Annotated in this window: 18 protein-coding genes; 9 read left to right on the top strand and 9 right to left on the bottom strand. The window is 68.0% G+C overall.

Annotated elements, in window-relative coordinates; genetic code table 11:
* Positions 1-186 precede the first annotated feature (186 nt).
* Both EV652_RS24095 and EV652_RS24090 read left to right on the top strand, forming a co-directional pair.
* Entirely contained in the window at positions 187-1,092 is a 906-nt protein-coding gene (locus EV652_RS24095; protein ID WP_242001957.1) for an NAD-dependent epimerase/dehydratase family protein, read from the top strand.
* Positions 1,089-3,305: a glycosyltransferase family 2 protein gene (locus EV652_RS24090; RefSeq protein WP_132211478.1), complete on the top strand. Its 2,217-nt coding sequence runs from the start codon at positions 1,089-1,091 to the stop codon at positions 3,303-3,305. Before EV652_RS24095 ends, EV652_RS24090 begins: the two co-directional genes overlap by 4 nt.
* On the opposite strand, the gene EV652_RS24085 is transcribed toward EV652_RS24090, so the two are convergent.
* Positions 3,208-3,705 (bottom strand): GtrA family protein, encoded by a 498-nt coding sequence (locus EV652_RS24085; RefSeq protein WP_158441232.1) that lies wholly within the window; start codon positions 3,703-3,705, stop codon positions 3,208-3,210. The genes EV652_RS24090 and EV652_RS24085 overlap by 98 nt on opposite strands.
* Positions 3,706-3,863: 158 nt before the next feature.
* On the opposite strand from EV652_RS24085, the gene EV652_RS24080 reads away from it, so the two are divergent.
* Complete coding sequence (locus EV652_RS24080; protein ID WP_132211476.1) at positions 3,864-5,021, top strand: NAD-dependent epimerase/dehydratase family protein; 1,158 nt, start codon at positions 3,864-3,866, stop codon at positions 5,019-5,021.
* A gap of 7 nt (positions 5,022-5,028) precedes the next feature.
* Here EV652_RS24080 and EV652_RS24075 read toward each other — a convergent pair whose 3' ends face one another.
* Both EV652_RS24075 and EV652_RS24070 read right to left on the bottom strand, forming a co-directional pair.
* On the bottom strand, positions 5,029-5,388 hold the full coding sequence (locus EV652_RS24075) for a VOC family protein (protein ID WP_132211475.1): 360 nt from the start codon (positions 5,386-5,388) through the stop codon (positions 5,029-5,031).
* Positions 5,389-5,425: 37 nt separating this feature from the next.
* Positions 5,426-6,148, bottom strand: coding sequence for a methyltransferase domain-containing protein (locus EV652_RS24070; RefSeq protein ID WP_132211474.1), 723 nt, complete (start codon positions 6,146-6,148; stop codon positions 5,426-5,428).
* Between the two features lie 115 nt (positions 6,149-6,263).
* Here EV652_RS24070 and EV652_RS24065 point away from each other — a divergent pair, with 115 nt between their 5' ends.
* A complete protein-coding gene (locus EV652_RS24065) occupies positions 6,264-6,629 on the top strand; it encodes a VOC family protein (RefSeq protein ID WP_132211473.1) in 366 nt (121 codons plus the stop codon).
* Positions 6,630-6,665: 36 nt separating this feature from the next.
* On the opposite strand, the gene EV652_RS24060 is transcribed toward EV652_RS24065, so the two are convergent.
* From EV652_RS24060 to EV652_RS24050, 3 genes are all read right to left on the bottom strand, one after another.
* The gene (locus EV652_RS24060; protein ID WP_132211472.1) at positions 6,666-7,667 is read right to left on the bottom strand and encodes an alanine racemase; all 1,002 of its coding nucleotides are present in this window, start codon (positions 7,665-7,667) and stop codon (positions 6,666-6,668) included.
* A 4-nt stretch (positions 7,668-7,671) separates the two neighbouring features.
* Positions 7,672-8,802 (bottom strand): lipid II:glycine glycyltransferase FemX, encoded by a 1,131-nt coding sequence (locus tag EV652_RS24055; protein WP_132211471.1) that lies wholly within the window; start codon positions 8,800-8,802, stop codon positions 7,672-7,674.
* A gap of 101 nt (positions 8,803-8,903) precedes the next feature.
* A complete protein-coding gene (locus EV652_RS24050) occupies positions 8,904-9,161 on the bottom strand; it encodes an SDR family NAD(P)-dependent oxidoreductase (protein WP_132211470.1) in 258 nt (85 codons plus the stop codon).
* A gap of 187 nt (positions 9,162-9,348) precedes the next feature.
* Here EV652_RS24050 and EV652_RS24045 point away from each other — a divergent pair, with 187 nt between their 5' ends.
* From EV652_RS24045 to EV652_RS24035, 3 genes are read left to right on the top strand one after another with little or no spacing between them, the layout of a single operon-like run.
* On the top strand, positions 9,349-9,915 hold the full coding sequence (locus EV652_RS24045; RefSeq protein WP_132211469.1) for a TetR/AcrR family transcriptional regulator: 567 nt from the start codon (positions 9,349-9,351) through the stop codon (positions 9,913-9,915).
* Positions 9,916-9,943: 28 nt separating this feature from the next.
* The gene (locus tag EV652_RS24040; RefSeq protein ID WP_242001956.1) at positions 9,944-10,642 is read left to right on the top strand and encodes an SDR family NAD(P)-dependent oxidoreductase; all 699 of its coding nucleotides are present in this window, start codon (positions 9,944-9,946) and stop codon (positions 10,640-10,642) included.
* Between the two features lie 31 nt (positions 10,643-10,673).
* Positions 10,674-11,882, top strand: a complete 1,209-nt coding sequence (locus EV652_RS24035) for an MFS transporter (protein WP_132211467.1) — start codon at positions 10,674-10,676, stop codon at positions 11,880-11,882.
* Here the strand turns inward: EV652_RS24035 and EV652_RS24030 are convergent.
* Entirely contained in the window at positions 11,851-12,384 is a 534-nt protein-coding gene (locus EV652_RS24030; RefSeq protein ID WP_132211466.1) for an NUDIX domain-containing protein, read from the bottom strand. The genes EV652_RS24035 and EV652_RS24030 overlap by 32 nt on opposite strands.
* Before the next feature lie 36 nt (positions 12,385-12,420).
* On the opposite strand from EV652_RS24030, the gene EV652_RS24025 reads away from it, so the two are divergent.
* The gene (locus EV652_RS24025; RefSeq protein WP_132211465.1) at positions 12,421-12,843 is read left to right on the top strand and encodes a hypothetical protein; all 423 of its coding nucleotides are present in this window, start codon (positions 12,421-12,423) and stop codon (positions 12,841-12,843) included.
* Here the strand turns inward: EV652_RS24025 and EV652_RS24020 are convergent.
* On the bottom strand, positions 12,824-13,627 hold the full coding sequence (locus EV652_RS24020) for a deoxyribonuclease IV (RefSeq protein WP_132211464.1): 804 nt from the start codon (positions 13,625-13,627) through the stop codon (positions 12,824-12,826). The two genes, EV652_RS24025 and EV652_RS24020, sit on opposite strands and share 20 nt — an antisense overlap.
* Before the next feature lie 49 nt (positions 13,628-13,676).
* The gene (locus EV652_RS24015) at positions 13,677-14,177 is read right to left on the bottom strand and encodes an Lrp/AsnC family transcriptional regulator (protein ID WP_132211463.1); all 501 of its coding nucleotides are present in this window, start codon (positions 14,175-14,177) and stop codon (positions 13,677-13,679) included.
* 94 nt (positions 14,178-14,271) lie between these two features.
* Here EV652_RS24015 and EV652_RS24010 point away from each other — a divergent pair, with 94 nt between their 5' ends.
* Positions 14,272-15,411 (top strand): MFS transporter, encoded by a 1,140-nt coding sequence (locus EV652_RS24010; protein WP_132211462.1) that lies wholly within the window; start codon positions 14,272-14,274, stop codon positions 15,409-15,411.
* Positions 15,412-15,485: the final 74 nt, after the last annotated feature.

The following is a 15,485-nucleotide window of genomic DNA, read 5'->3' as shown; positions in this document are numbered from 1 at the left end:
CGGGAACCACACAGCCTCCCCGCGACACCAGCCGCCCGCCAGTGGGTTCTACGCGGCCCCGATGACAAGGTTGTCAGCCCGCGTCCGAAAGTGATCCTGCCCATCATGATCACCTGGGGTCAAGGGTTCGTCGCAGACCGTTCGCCTGTGTCCCGGGATTGGTCGGCCGACGGTAAGTTGATGGGCATGGACGAACGAGTGCTGGTGACCGGAGCGGCCGGATTCATCGGGCGGGCCGTGGTGGCCGGCCTGCGGCAGCGAGGTGTCCCGGTGACAGCGGTGGATCGTGAGCCGCCGGACGCGTCCTGGGACGAGGGCGTGCACGTCGTGACCGGCGATCTGGCCGACCAGGAGGTCTGCATCTCGGCCTTCGAGACCCGGCCGACCGCTGTGGTCCACCTGGCCGCGCTGACCTCGGTACTGCGCTCGGTCGACGCGCCGATGCAGACCTTCGCCCAGAACGTGACGATCACCCAGGTCCTGCTGGAGCTGTCCCGCGGCAGCGGTGTGGACCGCTTCATCCTCGCGTCGACCAACGCCGTCGTCGGCAACGTGGGTACGTCGACCATCACCGCGGACCTCCCGCTCAGGCCACTGACGCCGTACGGCGCGACCAAGGCAGCGTGCGAGATGCTGCTGTCGGCGTACTCGGGCAGCTACGGTCTCGCGACTGCCGCACTGCGGTTCACCAACGTCTACGGGCCGGGGATGTCACACAAGGACAGCTTCGTGCCGCGGATGATGCGGGCGGCACTCAAGGATGAGGGCGTCCGGATCTACGGCGACGGCAAGCAGCGACGCGATCTCGTCTATATCGACGACGTCGTCGCGGGCATCCTGCTCGCGCTCGACAAGGGGTACGACGGCCGGGCGATCATCGGATCCGGTCGGTCCGTGTCCGTGCTGGAGATGGTCGAGACCGTGCGCGGCGTGACCGGCCGTCCGGTCCCGGCCGAGCACATCGAGGCACCGGCCGGGGAGATGCCGGCGGTCGTCGTCGACATCACCAACGACCTCGGCTACGAGCCGACGGTGTCGCTGGAGGACGGGCTCGCCCGAACGTGGCAGTGGCAGTACTTCAGCGCCCAGTGAGGCGCATCCTCAGGACGCATTGGCTGCTCGCCCTCTTCTTGCTGGCGGGCACCGTCCTGCGCGTGCTCGCCACCATCGCCTACCGGCCGGCGATCATCTACACCGACTCGGTGCAGTACCTGAACAACATGAAGGAGCTCAAGCCGGACGCGCTCAACCCGATCGGCTACGAGTTCGTACTACGCCCTCTCGAGGCGCTCGGCGGCCTCACCTTCGTCGTGATCGTGCAGCACCTGGTTGGACTGCTGCTGGGTATCGCCATCTATGCACTGGCCCGCCGGCTCAACGTTTACCGCTGGCTGGCCGCCGTAGCGGCCGCACCGCTCCTGCTCGACGCCTACCAGGTGCAGATCGAGCAGAACATCATGGCCGAGACCACCTTCGACGTACTGCTGGTCGCCACCCTCTGGCTCCTCCTCGGCTGGGGTGTCCCAGGCTGGAAGCGTGCCCTCGCAGTAGGTCTGCTCTTGGGTGCGGCCTTCGCGGTCCGCACCATCGGCCTGACCCTGCTGATCGCAGTCGTGCTCTACCTGGTCGTGGTGGGCAATGCCTGGCGTCGGCGCCGTCTTGAGCTGGTACGACGTACTGCTGCAGCCATAGCTGGATTCGCAGTGGTCTTCAGCGCCTATGCGATCTATTTTCACGCGGAGACCGGCCGGGGGGGATTCACCGGTGCTGAGAACCAGGTGCTCTACGGCCGGACCGCTGTGGTCGCGGACTGCGCCAAGCTGCCGCTCAACGAGGGCACCAAGCTGTTCTGCCCCAAGGAGCCACTCGGCCAGCGCCTCGGCGTCGACAAGTACGCACACAACCACTACGGCGACCCCAACTGGCCTGGACCGCTACCACCCGGCACCACCAAGCAGGAGCTGGCCACGGAGTTCGCGCGGTTGGTGATCCGGCACCAGCCACTCGACGTCACCGGGGCTGCGCTGAAGGACTTCTTCAAGGGTTTCGCGGCGACGCGGACCACGTCGCCGGACGACGTACCGCTGGAGCGCTGGCAGTTCCAGACCACGTATCCCAACCTGGAGGACCCCAACACCGTCCAGGCCGCGGTGAAATGGGGCGGGTCGGAGCCGCACGTGTCGCACGTGCCTGCTGTCATCCTGCGCGCCTACCAGCTGAACGGCGGCTACACGTCCGGCCTCGCGCTCGGAATCTGTGTGCTGATCGCACTGGCCGCGGTCGCCGGTCTCGGTCGTGCCAAGACCTCAGGGCTCAGGTCTGCGGCTCTATTGCCCGCTGCGGCGGGCGTGATCCTGCTGCTGGGGTCCGCGGCATTCGAGTTCTCCTGGCGCTACCAGCTGCCCGGCCTGGTGCTCTTCCCGCTGGCCGGGGCGATCGGGTTGCGGGCGTTGCTCGGCAGGGACCAGGCGCGGCCGGCGATGGCGGACTACCCGGACGACGTGGATTCCCTCGCGGTGAAGGACTTCGGCAAGCCGTCGTTCGCGCCGATCGTCGTGGTGATTGCCGCCTACAACGAAGCCGCCGGGATCGGCCCGGTGCTGACGAACATGCCGCGCACCTGTGCAGGCCAACCGGTCGACGTCCTGGTCGTTGTCGACGGCGCGACCGACGATACCGCCGACGTTGCCCGTGAGCACGAGGCCATCGTTTGTGTTGCCCCGAGCAACCGTGGTCAGGGGGCCGCGCTCCGGCTGGGCTACCACCTCGCTGCCGAGGGCGGAGCGCAGTACGTCGTGACGACCGATGCGGACGGGCAGTACGACAACGACGAGCTCGACGTACTGCTGCAGCCGATCCTGGACGACCGCGCCGACTTCGTCACCGGGTCGCGCCGGCTCGGGGCCGAGGACGCCGACAGTCGGCTGCGCTGGGTCGGGGTGCGGGTTTTCGCTGTCCTGGCGTCGATTCTGACCCAGCGGAAGCTGACCGACACGTCCTTCGGGTTCCGCGCGATGCGGGCCGAGCTGGCGACCGCGGTGACGTTGCGCGAGCCGCAGTACCAGTCCTCGGAATTGTTGCTCGGGGCACTCGCCCTGGGCGCGCGGGTCGTCGAGCTGCCGATGACGATGCGGCGCCGCGGCGACGGGACCAGCAAGAAGGGTCCCGGCCTGGTGTACGGCGCGAACTACGCGCGGGTGATGACGACTACGTGGCTACGGGAGTATGTTCTGCGGCGGGTTCGGCGGAAGGCTCGGCCCGCTTGGCGAACACGTAGCGATCGAACAGCACGAACTTCAGGATGAACAGCACGCCGTAGGTGGCCAGGTAGGAACCGCTGACCAGAACCGTCTGCCAGGCGTGCGAGTCGATCCGGTCCTGGACCAGGCGGTCGGTGACCGTCGTGACGATCGCTGCCAGGATCGCGGACGTCACCACGATGATTGCGTAGGGCAACAGATCCCGGCCGCCCGGGTTGCGGTGGCCCCAGGTCCAGCGGCGGTTGATCAGGTAGCTCGGCACGGTCCCGGTCACCCAGGCGACCAGCGAGGCCACCAGCGCCGCCGTACCGAACCAGTAACAGAGCGCGAACGCCGCCTGACTGATCACAGTGGCGACTACCGAGGCCGCCGAATACTTCGCCCACAGCAACAATCGGGTCCGGCGCAGGCCGGATCCGCTGGTTACCTTGGTCAGAATCCCCATTGCCCTTATTGTGCACCTCCGCACCCAACAGTGCCTCACCCGCGCAGATTCATAGCCAATTCCCAGCTTGTGAGTGGGGCCGATCACGTTAGTGGAGCGGGTACTCGGGATAGGAAGGAAGGTGAAAGCCAACATCCCCAAAGGAAGGCGGCCGAGCCGTGCGCGTACTCGTCCTGGGCGGTGACGGTTACTTAGGGTGGCCGACAGCACTGCATCTGTCAGACCGCGGCCACGACACGGCCGTCCTCGACAACTTCGCCCGTCGGGGCTACGACCGCGAGCTGGGGGTGCAGAGCCTGGTACCGATCCAGGACCTCGACACCAGGGTCGCGGCCTGGGAGGAAGTGTCCGGCCGGCGGATCGCGTCGTACACCGGTGATCTGCTGGATGCCGACTTCATCTACCGGGTGCTGCAGGAGTTCGAGCCGGACGCGATCGTGCACTTCGCCGAGCAGCGGGCGGCGCCGTACTCGATGATCGACCGCGCGCATGCGGTGTACACGCAGCACAACAACGTGGTCGGCACGCTGAACCTGATGTACGCCGTCGCCGAGACCAACCCGGACATCCACCTGGTCAAGCTCGGCACGATGGGCGAGTACGGCACGCCGAACATCGACATCGAGGAAGGCTGGCTGGAGGTCGAGCACAACGGGCGCAAGGACCGGATGCTCTACCCGAAGAAGCCGGGCTCGTTCTACCACCTGAGCAAGGTGCACGACTCACACAACCTCGAGTTCGGCTGCCGGGTCTGGGGCCTGCGGGTCACCGACCTGAACCAGGGCGTGGTCTACGGGCAGCAGACGCCGCAGACCGTGCAGGACCCGCGGCTGGCCACGCGGTTCGACTACGACGCCGTCTTCGGCACCGTGCTCAACCGGTTCGTCATCCAGGCCGTGCTCGGCGAGCCGTTGACGGTGTACGGCACCGGCGGGCAGACCCGGGGGCTGCTCGACATCCGGGACACCGTCGAGTGCATCCGGCTCGCGGCGGAGAACCCGGCCGACGCCGGTGAGTTCCGGGTCTTCAACCAGATGACCGAGAGCTACTCGGTCAGCGAGATCGCGGACAAGGTCGCGGAGTGCTTCCCCGGCCCGGTCCAGGTCGAGCACCTGGAGAACCCGCGGGTGGAGCAGGCCGAGCACTACTACAACGTGAAGCACACCGGCCTGGTCGGCCTCGGTCTGCAGCCGCACCTGCTGTCCGACACGCTGATCGACTCGATGTTCGACATCGTTGCCGCCAACAAGGATCGGGTCGACCACGCCGCCCTCCTCCCCACCGTCCGGTGGAAAGGTCATCTCAAGCAGCGCTAGACGGGCCCTAGACGAAGAAGCAGAAGATGTGGCCGACCGGGTCGGCGTACACCCGGACGTCGGGCTGCGGCTGGAAGTCCTGCAGCCGGGCGCCCAAGGAGGTCGCGTGCTGGTGCGCGGCCTCCAGATCGTCCACCCTGAAGTCGAGGTGCAACTGCATCTGTGGCTTCTCGGTCTCACTCGGCCAGGTCGGCGTCCGGTAGTTCGGCTCCAGCTGGAACGACAGCTTGGTGCCGCCGTCCGGGCTCAGGGCGGTCGCCCACGTCTCCTCGTCCGCGTCCAACTCCCAGCCGAGCAGTTCGCAGTAGAACCGCGCGAGCTTCTGCGGGTCAGGCGCGTCCAGTACTACACCCACCAGAGGAATCATTCTCCGCACGCTAGCGGCCACCACCGACACGCTCAGCTCAACGCGTGGCGGCCACCAACAGGGTTGGAAGTACGGCGAGGAAGCGGTCGCGCCGACCACGATCAGCCTGCTCGGCGAGCCAGCCGTCGGCGTCCTCCTGGGTGATGAGCGCCTTGTCGACCGCCGCGGCGGCGGCAGCCTCGAGCTGTCGCGCCATCAGGCGGTGATCGGTGACCACCTCGTTGTGGACGACGACCTGCGCATCGCGGAAGCCCGCGTCGAGCAGGAGATCGCGCAGACTCCGGGCCGCGCGTGGAGCGACCGACCGGGACTCCAGTCCGAGCAGGACGACGTCGGTCAGGTCCTGGTCGGAACTGTCGATCAGCAGGAACCCGTAGTCCTGGCCGCCCAGCACGATGTGTCCGCCCGGCCGGATCACCCGTTTGGCCTCGGCCACGGTCGGGACCGAGTCCTCGAGCAGGTGGAAGAGCCGGACGGCCCGGTAGCCGTCCACCGACGCGTTCTCCAGCGGCAGGTCGTCGGACTGTGCCACGTGAAACATCGCCTCGGGCGCCCGCGTCCGGGCCGCCTCTATCGCCTCCGGATCCGCGTCCACTCCGGTGACCTTCACGCCGGCCGCTGTCAGGTCGGCGACCGCATGTCCGGCTCCGCACCCGACATCGACGCAGGTCGCGCCCCGGGTCAGGTGCAGCAGCCGGTACGACTCCGCCCGGAGCTCCGCTGCTCCGGGCCGTTCCTCGATCCGTTCCAGAAAGCTCATGGTCCCAGGCTGAAACTTCAGGTCCACCTGAAGTCAACTGTCACACTTCCCGGCCGGATGACGTCAGGCTGGTGGCGGGACGGTCCTGCCGCTGAATCGACCTAGGAGACCTGTGATGAAGTTCGCGAAGACCATCGTGTACGTCGAGGACGCGAAGGCCTCGATCGAGTTCTTCGAGCGTGCGTTCGGGTGGAAGGGGACGTACTGGGACCAGGGCGCCGGCGAGGTGGACGCCGGAGACACCAAGATCGTCTTCGCCACCTACGCGGTCGGCCAGAGCCACCTGTCCGAGGTCGGCGCACCCGGCGCGGTCGGCTTCGAGCTCGGGATCACCAGCGACGACGTCGAAGGCGACTTCCAGCGCGCCATCGAGGCCGGCGCGGAACCGCTGAAGGAGCCGGAGAAGTCGCCGTGGGGGCAGGTCACGTCCTACCTGCGCTGCCCCGACGGCACCGTCATCGACCTCGCCTCACCGGCGTGAGCCGGAACTAGCTAGGGCACGTCTCTCAGACGCACCCTAGTCCATCGACACCTTGTCGAACGTCGTGGTGGTGTAGCGGACGTCGACGCCGACCTCGTCGCCGACCGCGGGGGGCGCCACCGACGACGGCAGGAACAGCATGCTGGCCTGCATGTGCGGCGGCTCGGCGAACCAGCGCTGCTTGCCCTCGATGGTGAACGGCGACAGCGCCATCCCGGCCGCGTCCAGGCTGCCTTTCGCCATCGCGATCGCGCGCTGACGCACGCTGGCCGCCGCGGTCGGTGCCTCCAGGCCGACGCCGTGCGCGGTACCGCCCGACACCACCAGGACGTGGCCGTCACCGCTGACCCGGCGTTGCCGGTAGCCGACCCGCTCACCGCGACGGACCGAGTGCACGTCGAGCACCGTAGCCCGCACGGTCAGCGCGCCGCGGTCGCCGAGCCAGAGTCCGGTGCCCATCCGGAGCTTGACGTTCTCGCCGATGTCGGTCAGCTTCTGCGCCGGTACGTGCGACACCCAGAGCGGTCCACGCCGGACCGCCTGGGCGGCCTTCCCCAGCTCGGCGGCTTCGCGGACGTTGGCCGACGTACCGCCGGCGCCCATCGGGAAGTGCAGTGACCAGCCCTCGAACCGGATCCGGTCGAGCGCGTTCAGCAGCATCGTGTGCCGCAGTTCGCGGGCGCCGATCCCGTGCCGCCGCATCGAGGTCATCACCTCAATCAGCACCCGGCTGCCCGCCGGGATCGAGACCAGGTCGGCCAGCCGGCTGACCGTGTGGATCACGTTCTTGCTCTGCGGGATGTCGAGGAACGGGCGCCACGGCGACAACACGACGATGTCCTCACGCGGGTCCGGCGGCACCTCGAAGTACGTGCCGACCGCGACCGTGCGCGCCCCGAGGGCGCGCGCCTCGGCCAGCAGCCGCTGGTTGCCGAAGCCGTAGCCGTTGCCCTTGGCGACCGGGACGATGTCGGGGTTCCACGTGGAACGCAGATGTTCGCGCCATCGATCGGAATCGACGTGCAGGACTAGGGGCATGGTGTCAACGCCGTCTCATGTAGAGGTCGAATGCGGTGTAGAGCGCCTTGTTCAACGGCAGATCCCACTCACCGACGTACTCGACGGCCTCGCCGCCGGTGCCGACCTTGAACTGGATCAGCCCGACGTGCGGGTCGTTCGGGTCCAAGGTGTCGGTGATGCCCCGTAGGTCGTACACGGACGCACCCGCCGCGAGTGCGTCCGACATCATGCGCCACTGGATCGCGTTCGATCCGCGCACGTCCCGCTTGGCGGTCGAGCTGGCTCCGTAGGAGTACCACGAATGACCGCCCACCCGGACCCAGATGGTCGACGCGACCAGATCGCCTTGGTGGTAGGCGTTGTAGATCCGGAAGTCACAGCACTCGGCTGGCTGGTTGGCCATCGCCGCCTGCATCTTCATGAAGTACGGCAGCGGCCGCGGGGTGAAGTGGTCCCGCTCGGCCGTCTCGACGTACAGCGCATGGAAGGCCTTCAGGTCCTCGGCGCCGCCCTGCGTCACCTCGACGCCGGCCTTCTCCGCCTTCTTGATGTTGCGCCGCCAGAGCTGGTTCATGCCCTTGAGCAGGTCGTCCTGGCTGCGGCCGGCCAGCGGCACCTGGAACACGTACTGCGGCTGTCCCGCAGCGAAGCCGTCACCGACGCGCGGCGCCTTCCACCCGAGGGTGCGCAGCTGGGTGGCCACGGTCGCACCGGACGGCTCGATCACGTCGGCCCGGACATCGCCGAGCTTCGGCTGCTGACCGCCCGCGATCGCGTCCTTGATCGTCTTCGCACCCCAGCGCCGGGTCGCCACCGGCGGACCCATCCGGACGCCGAACGCCCCGTGCTCCTGCAGATGCGCCGCGAGCGGGCGTAGGTAGCGGCCGAGGTCGACGGCGTCCCAGTCGATCACCGGACCCTCCGGCAGATAGGCCAGGTACCGCTTCACCTTCGGCATCTGCCGATAGAGCACCAGGCCGGCGCCGAGCAGTTCGGCCGGGTTGGCCGGGTCGAACCAGCCAAGTGACTCCGCCTTCCATTCACTCTTCACCGCCGCCCACCCAGGGGTCTGCAGGAAGCTCGCCGACGGTTGCGACGCGATGTAGGCAGCGTGCTCGTCGGCCGAGATGGTCCGGATGCTCAAGTCACTCACGGTCGGTCAGGTTACCGGCCCGGAGCCTCAGACCGTAGCCGAGCCGGTGTCCTGATCAAACTCCTCCACCGCCTCCAGGCGAAGCGAGGGGCGCCTGTGGATTACTGGGCCAGCAGTTCTTCCGAGGCATCCCACAACCGAGTGGCGGACTCCGGATCGAGTGCGTACGCCGCGACACCGCTGTATTCGCTGTCACCGCGAGGCAGGGCCTCGTTGTTGTCCTCGAAGTACCGGCCGGTCACGCCGTCGACGAGCGGCGAGGCGGCCAGCAGGACCGAGGTCGACGCACCTTGCTCGGTGGTCTTCCACGGGAATTCCTCCCAGGCCTTCAGCTGGTCCGCGGAGACGTGCCGCTGCAACGGACGCCGGCGATCACCTGGGCGGCGGTGGAGTCGTGGTCGAAGGGGGTGGTGATTCTGCTCATCAGGTCAGTTCCTGTTCTGCGAGCTAGGCTCTAACCGGAGGAACCTCCGGTAAAACCCAGTTAACTGGAGGAGCCTCCGGTTATCAAGTCCGCTAGGTTCTGGGGTCAGAAGGGAGGGGGAGATGGGCACTGGCGAGCGCCCCCTGCGGGCGGACGCACAGCGGAACCGGGACCAGATTCTGGCCGCCGCGGCGCGCGCGTTCTCGACCTGTGGCCTCGAGGCGACGCTGGAGGGAATCGCGAAGGACGCCGGTGTCGGCATCGGCACCCTCTACCGGCACTTCCCGACCCGCGAGGTGCTGATCGAGGCGGCGTACCGGAATGAGCTGGCCTCCATCTGCGACGCCGCACCCGAACTGCTCGACTCGATGCCGCCCGCCGAGGCTTTGCGCGCCTGGATGGACCGCTACATCGACTACATGACCCGCAAGCTCGGGATGGCCGACGCGCTGCGTGCGGTGATCGCGTCCGGCGCGAACCCGTACGCCCAGAGCTTCGAACTCCTGGTCGGCGCGATCCAACCGTTGTTGGCCGCCGGCGCCGCCACCGGAGACCTCCGATCGGACGTCTCCGCGGACGACGTGCTCATCAGCATCAGCGGCGTCGCCCTGGCCACCGGCAAGAATCGCGACCAGGCGGACCGGGCCCTCAACCTCCTCATGGACGGCCTCCGCTACCGCGCTCCGTAGGCTGTCGCCCGTGCAGAAGGTGGCGTTGGTGACGGGGTCGGTTTCGGGGATCGGGGCAGCGACTGCTCGGCGGTTGGCGGCCGAGGGGATGACGGTCGCAGTGCATTCGCGGTCGAGCCGGGACGCCGGGGTCGCGTTGGCCGCCGAGCTCGGCGGGACCTATCACCAGGCCGACCTGGCCGATGACGCGGCGGCAACGGACCTGGTCCCCAGCGTGCTCGCCGAGCATGGGCGGCTCGACGTACTGGTGAACAACGCCGGGATCAGTTGGCCGGTGCCACATGCGGAGCTCTCGTCGTTGACCGCCGACGACTGGCGGCGGCTGCTCGACGTCAATCTGATCGCGCCGTGGTTGCTGTGTACGGCGGCCTTGCCCGCGCTCCGGGAATCGGGCGGGTGCATCGTGAACGTCACCAGTCATGCCGGCGTCCGGCCGAAGGGGAGCTCGATCGGGTACGCCGCCAGCAAGGCTGCGCTCAATCACGTGACCAAGTTGCTGGCCGCGGCTCTCGGGCCTGACGTCCGCGTGAACGCGGTCGCGCCCGGGCTGGTTGACACACCGATGACCGCCGACTGGACCGCCGCCCAGGAGCTGTGGAAAACCTCGAGTCCGATGCGCCGCGCTGCTCAACCTTCGGACGTCGCCGATCTGATCTCAGCGGTTATCCACAACTCGTATCTCACCGGTGAGGTGATCCTGCTCGACGGCGGTCTCAACCTGCGCTGATCTTGTCGGTGCCGATCCCTACGATCGCGGGATGTCTTTGGGTCGAGACTTCCGGCGGTTGTGGACCGCGTTCACCGTCAGTGCCGTCGGAACCGCCGTCGGCTCCGGCGCCCTCCCGTTCGTCGCGATCCTCGCGCTCGACGTCAGCACGTTCCAGGTCTCGCTGCTCGCCGCGATCTCCGCGCTGGCCGGTGCTGCGCTCGCGCTGCCGATGGGCGACTTCATCGAGCAGCGCCACAAACGCCCGGTGATGATCGGCGCGGACCTCGTCCGGTTCGTGGCCCTGCTGAGTGTCCCGGTCGCGGCGGCGGTCGGCGTACTGACCTATTCGCAGTTGTGTGTCGTCGGCGTCGTGCAGGCGGCGGCGCTGATCGCGTTCACGGCCGCGAGCGGTGCGCATCTGAAGGCGCTGATTCCGGTCGAGGGGAGGGCCGAGGCGAACAGCAAGTTCGAGCAGACGACCTGGCTGGCGATGAGCGTCGGTCCGCCGATCGGCGGTGCGCTGGTGAGTCTGATCGGTGCGACCGTGACACTGGCGGTCGACGCGGTGTCGTTCCTGCTGTCGGCGATCGGCATCCACCGGATCCGGCAGCCGGAGCCGGCACCTGTCCGCCGGACGGAGAAGGCTGACATCACGGCTGGGTGGAAGTACATCCTGCGGCACCGCGGTCTGGCCGTGCTGTTCTGGAACTCGCAGATCTTCGGCGGTCCGGTGATGATGACATCCCCGCTGCTCACCGTGCTCATGCTGCGCGACCTGGGACTCGCGCCGTGGAGCTACGGCCTGTCGCTCGGAGTGTCCTGTCTCGGCGCAGTGCTGGGTGCGCGGCTGGCACCGCGGCTCACCCTCCGGTACGGACTGCATCGGATGCTGCTGGTGTTCGGCGTACTGCGGGCGCCTTGGCTGCTGTTGTTGCCGTTGGCGCCAGCCGGGATCGCCGGACTGGTCGTGATCACCGTCGCCGAGACCGGCATGCTGGTGGCGGCCGGTGCGTTCAACCCGTCGTTCGCGACGTACCGGATGGAGGCGACGGAGGACGGCTACATGGCGCGGGTGTTCACCTCGTGGTCGATCACGTCGCGGTGCGTGCAGCCGTTGTTCATGGCGCTGGGCGGTGTGCTCGCCGCGCTGATCGGGATCCGTGGCGCGATGTACGTCGCCGGTGCGTGCTGCCTGGTCAGTGCCGCCGTACTGCCGTGGAAGGCGGCTAGACCAGCTCCATTGCCTGAGCCAGTCTGACCACGTTGCCCATGATCCCGTCGGGCTGCGCGTCCAGATACGCGATCGCCTTGTCCGGCGGCAGCACCAGCACCTCGACCACCTGCTCGCCGTCGTCAGGGTTGGTCGGCTCCTGCTCGATCACGACATCCGCGACGACGTTGGCCCAGTACGAGATCGGGTGCGGGAGGTGCGGACGATACGGCCCCGGGCGGCGGTGCTCGGCGCGGTGCGCACCGAGCCAGGTCATCGGACCGGTCAGCCGGGCGCCGGCCTCCTCGAGCAGTTCGCGGTGGACGATCTGCTCGATCGTCTCGCCGGGCTCACGGGTTCCGCCGGGGAGGAAGCGCCAGCCGAGGTCGTTGCCGCAGACAACGATTCCGCCCTCGGTCCGGCAGATCACGTGCACGTTGCTGATCAGCTCGTCCGGCGGCTCCTCGGTCTGGAACCGGACGTCGAGATCACCCCAGGCCCAGTAGTCCGCCGCGAAGAGGTCAGGAAACCGCTCGGCCCAGGTCTGCATACCGGCCATTGTTCCGACTGCGCTACCGTCCCCCACATGGCGGCCCCAACACCTGACCCTGCGCCGGATCCGGACCGCGCCCGCCGTACGGCCGGGCGCCTGCTCGGGGGTTGTGCCGCGCTGACCGCGATGGTCGGCCTCTTCCTGCTTGCCGACGTACTCCGTGAGGGGGTCGATCAGTACGGCGTTGCGGCCTGGCTCGGTGTGGTCGTCACCGGGCTCTGCGTCCTCGCCCTGATCGCGCTGTACGGCGCGTGCACGCTGAACCGGGCGACAGTGCACACTCGCGTGATCGGCCGACTCGACCTCTTCCAGGTGTCGACCGTGGTGGTACTCGTCGCCATCACGGCCGGGATCATCATCCCCACCCGCAACACCACTGCGCTGGCGCTGCTCCTGCCGTGGGGCATCACCTACTGGGTCCACGGCTTGGGCGCAGTTACGTCAGATGAGCCCTGAGGTAGTCGATGTCGGCCTTCTGACCGTGATCGGCGTTCGGCGTCTCGACGACCACCGGGGCGCCGGCGGCCTGCACCACCGCGACGATGTCGGCGGGGTCGATGTGCCCCTCTTCGAAGTTGCTGTGCCGGTCGGCGCCGGAGCCGAACTCGTCGCGTGAACCGTTCGCGTGCACCAGATCGATCCGCCCGGTGATCGCCAGCACCTTCTCCACGATCGTCGGCAAGTCCTCGCCGGCCGCATGGAAGTGACAGGTGTCGAGGCAGAAGCCGACGTTCTCCAGCCGGTCGTTACCCGAGGACTGCACCGCGTCCCACAGCCGGGCGATCCGGTCCAGCTGACGTGCCATCGCGTTCTCGCCGCCGGCCGTGTTCTCGATCAGCAGCGGGACCGGCAGCTCCGCCCGCTCGATGCACTTGCGCCAGTTGTCGAACCCGGCCTCCGGGTCATCGTCGTCACCGACGTGCCCGCCGTGCACGATCACGCCCTTGACCGCGATCTCGGCCGCCTTGTCCAGGGTCTGCTGGAGCAGTTTGCGGCTCGGGATCCGGATCCGGTTGTTCGTGTTCGCCACGTTCAGCCGGTACGGCGCGTGCACGTACAGATCCACGCCCGCCGCGGCGGACCGTTCGCGCAGTGCTTGTTCTCCGTCGGCGTACGCGAGCTTCGGCGCCTTGTAGTCCTGCGGGTTACCCAGGAAGAACTGCACCAGATCGGCGCCGCGATCAGCCGCCTCGGCCAACGGGTCGACCTGGTCCACATGCGCACCCAGCTTCAAGCTCATGAACCCACCCTAAGACCGGCCACCGACATGACTTGATTCCTCCCCGCCCTCAGGAACCCCATCCTGCCGAGCGGGTGACCGGGCGCGGGTTGTGGGTCGGGGGCTGGACCGGGCGGCCTTCGAATTCGGTGGAGAGGACGACGTGGGTGTTCATCTCGCCGTGCTCGCCGAGGCGTTCGAATAGGCCCTCGAGGTGGCGCATCGAGGTGACGCGGACGCGGAGCATCGAGCACGAGTTGCCGCTGAGCTTGTGGATCTCGAGCACCTCGGGGAAGTCCTCGGCGCGCGTGGTCTTCAGCAGGCAGCGTCCGGTCGTGCAGCGCATCTGGACGAACGCGGACAGCGGCTGGCCGGCCAGGACCGGGTCGACCTGGGCCCGGTAGCCGACGATCACGCCGGAGTCCTCCAACCGTCGTACCCGGTCCGCCACCGCGGGCGGTGACAGGTTGACCCGCTTGCCCAGTTGGTTGAACGACAGCCGCCCGTCAGCCTGCAGTTCGTGGAGGATCTGCCAGTCGGTGGCGTCCAGAGTTCGCTCTTGAAAGGTCATCTTCCCAGAACACCTTCGGCATCGGCGCTGCACAAGGCCGAACACCTTCTTTCATGCCTTCACCGACGGAGGTCATCTTCCTAGCGTTGTAGACATGCTGATCCCCATCGTTCTGGCCGCCGCCCTGATGAACGCTGCCATGATCGCGGCCAGCGCGATGAGCACCATCCTGATCGCCGACAAGCTGAGCTCCGGCGTGGCCGGTCTGCCCAACACAGCCGGCGTGCTGGGCACAGCGGCCGGCGCACTGGCCGTCGGCAGGTGGACTGCCCGCCACGGCCGCGCTCAGGCACTCCGCACCGGGTACGGCTTCGGTGTCGTCGGCGGAGCACTGATGGTGCTGACCGCAGTGGGTGCTCACGTGGGCCTGCTCTTCGTGGGCATGTTCCTCCTTGGTGCCGGCAACGCAGCGAGCCTGCTGTCCCGGTACGCGGCGGCTGACGCCGTACCTGCCGCCCGGCGCGCGTCGGCGATGAGCACAGTCGTCTGGGCCAGTACGGCGGGTGCCGTCGGCGGACCGTTCCTCATGGCCCCGTCGCAGTCGTTCGCCACAGCTCTTGGCCTACCGGCGTCGGCCGGACCGTTCCTGCTCGCCCTGGCCACTGTGTTCGGCGCCCTGGTCGCGTCCACCTACATTCGGGGTGCTCGCGCCACGGACGAGCCGCTACCGAAACTCCCGGCGCGCACTGGTGGGTCTGCTCGTACGTCGCTGGTCCTCGCCGCCGGTGTGATGATCGTGGGGCACTTGGTGATGGTTGCGCTGATGAGCTCAGTACCTGTCCACACGCATCAGCATGGCCAGGGACTCGCTCTGCTGGGGATCATGTTGTCGGCCCACACGCTGGGCATGTTCGCACTGGCTCCTCTGACCGGCTGGTGGATCGACCGGTCCGGGGCTCGGCCGGTGACGATCGCCGGGCTCGCTCTGCTGCTCATGTCCGCCGTCCTGGTCACCCAGACCGGTCTGGTCTTCACACCGGCACTCTTCCTGCTCGGCTACGCCTGGAACCTGTGCTACCTCGGCGGCAGTGCGCAGTTGGTCTCCGCAGACGAGGAGAGCAAGGTCGAGTCGTCCATCTGGGCCGTCTCCGCGCTGGCCACCGCCACCTCGCCCTGGCTGTTCACCCTTGGTGGCTTCCCGCTCCTCGCCACCGCCTCGGCGGTCCTGACGATCCCGCTCCTGGTGCTCGTCCTCCGCCGTACGCCGGATCGACACCGCGCCGCGAGTGCGTGACGGAGAGTCACCAGAACTGCCCTGTGGATATGGTCAAGATGGCGTCCGGACGCTGGTATTCTCTTCGGTGTGGC

It is taken from the genome of Kribbella steppae (assembly GCF_004342025.1).
In the GTDB taxonomy this organism is placed as follows: domain Bacteria; phylum Actinomycetota; class Actinomycetes; order Propionibacteriales; family Kribbellaceae; genus Kribbella; species Kribbella steppae.
The sequence above is the reverse complement of the archived record's forward strand: the minus strand, read 5'-3'. Positions and strand labels throughout refer to the sequence as shown.

Coding starts and splice junctions, on each gene's coding strand:
- EV652_RS24095 (WP_242001957.1), top strand. CDS start 187: ATGGACGAACGAGTGCTGGTGACCGGAGCGGCCGGATTCATCGGGCGG.
- EV652_RS24085 (WP_158441232.1), bottom strand. CDS start 3,705: ATGGGGATTCTGACCAAGGTAACCAGCGGATCCGGCCTGCGCCGGACC.
- EV652_RS24075 (WP_132211475.1), bottom strand. CDS start 5,388: ATGATTCCTCTGGTGGGTGTAGTACTGGACGCGCCTGACCCGCAGAAG.
- EV652_RS24070 (WP_132211474.1), bottom strand. CDS start 6,148: ATGAGCTTTCTGGAACGGATCGAGGAACGGCCCGGAGCAGCGGAGCTC.
- EV652_RS24065 (WP_132211473.1), top strand. CDS start 6,264: ATGAAGTTCGCGAAGACCATCGTGTACGTCGAGGACGCGAAGGCCTCG.
- EV652_RS24060 (WP_132211472.1), bottom strand. CDS start 7,667: ATGCCCCTAGTCCTGCACGTCGATTCCGATCGATGGCGCGAACATCTG.
- EV652_RS24045 (WP_132211469.1), top strand. CDS start 9,349: ATGGGCACTGGCGAGCGCCCCCTGCGGGCGGACGCACAGCGGAACCGG.
- EV652_RS24035 (WP_132211467.1), top strand. CDS start 10,674: ATGTCTTTGGGTCGAGACTTCCGGCGGTTGTGGACCGCGTTCACCGTC.
- EV652_RS24030 (WP_132211466.1), bottom strand. CDS start 12,384: ATGCAGACCTGGGCCGAGCGGTTTCCTGACCTCTTCGCGGCGGACTAC.
- EV652_RS24025 (WP_132211465.1), top strand. CDS start 12,421: ATGGCGGCCCCAACACCTGACCCTGCGCCGGATCCGGACCGCGCCCGC.
- EV652_RS24020 (WP_132211464.1), bottom strand. CDS start 13,627: ATGAGCTTGAAGCTGGGTGCGCATGTGGACCAGGTCGACCCGTTGGCC.
- EV652_RS24015 (WP_132211463.1), bottom strand. CDS start 14,177: ATGACCTTTCAAGAGCGAACTCTGGACGCCACCGACTGGCAGATCCTC.
- EV652_RS24010 (WP_132211462.1), top strand. CDS start 14,272: ATGCTGATCCCCATCGTTCTGGCCGCCGCCCTGATGAACGCTGCCATG.